This is a genomic window from Pelosinus sp. IPA-1 (assembly GCF_030269905.1).
In the GTDB taxonomy this organism is placed as follows: domain Bacteria; phylum Bacillota; class Negativicutes; order DSM-13327; family DSM-13327; genus Pelosinus.
In genome coordinates, this window is the sequence record NZ_BSVC01000030.1 from 1 (window position 1) to 939 (window position 939).

A 939-nucleotide genomic window follows, 5' to 3' on the forward strand; every position below is an offset into this window, starting at 1 on the left:
GCTTTGTATTTTGTGTGAGGTTTAATTGTACCAGGCTTAGCCAATACTTGACCGCGCTCGATATCTTTACGCTCAACACCACGTAATAATGCACCAATGTTATCACCAGCTACTGCTGAATCCAACAATTTACGGAACATTTCTACGCCTGTTACAACTACAGTTCTAGGTTTTTCAGTCATACCTACGATTTCAATGTTGTCGCCAACTTTGATTTCGCCACGTTCTACACGACCAGTAGCAACTGTTCCACGACCAGTAATCGTGAACACGTCCTCTACAGGCATCAAGAAAGGTCTGTCTGTTGCACGAACAGGAGTTGGGATGTATTCATCTACCGCATCCATTAATTCGAATATTTTTCCGCACCATTTGCATTCGCGACTTGCACAACCGCAGTTAAGTGCTTGTACAGCGGAACCACAAACTACAGGAATATCATCACCAGGGAAATCATAGCTGGAAAGAAGTTCACGAACTTCCATTTCAACTAATTCGATCAATTCTTCATCATCAACCAAGTCAGCTTTGTTCAAGAACACTACCATAGAAGGTACGCCTACTTGACGAGACAATAGAATATGTTCACGTGTTTGTGGCATAGGGCCATCAGCAGCACTTACTACTAGAATCGCTCCATCCATTTGTGCAGCACCAGTGATCATGTTTTTTACATAGTCAGCATGGCCTGGGCAGTCAACGTGAGCATAGTGACGTTTTTCAGTTTCATACTCAACGTGAGCTGTATTAATTGTGATACCACGTTCTCTTTCTTCTGGAGCTTTATCAATCATGTCATAAGCCATGAATTCTCCGCCACCATGTTTGGAAAGAGTCATAGTAATTGCAGCTGTTAAAGATGTCTTACCATGATCGACGTGACCAATTGTTCCAATGTTAATATGTGGTTTATTTCTTTCAAACTTTTTCTTTGCCATT

At 41.7% G+C, this 939-nt stretch carries 1 protein-coding gene; it reads right to left on the minus strand.

The window, feature by feature from the left end; all coding sequences use genetic code 11:
* A partial coding sequence (tuf, locus tag QSJ81_RS25635; protein WP_285720124.1) for an elongation factor Tu occupies positions 1-938 on the minus strand: 938 nt, incomplete at its 3' end.
* Position 939 lies beyond the last annotated feature (1 nt).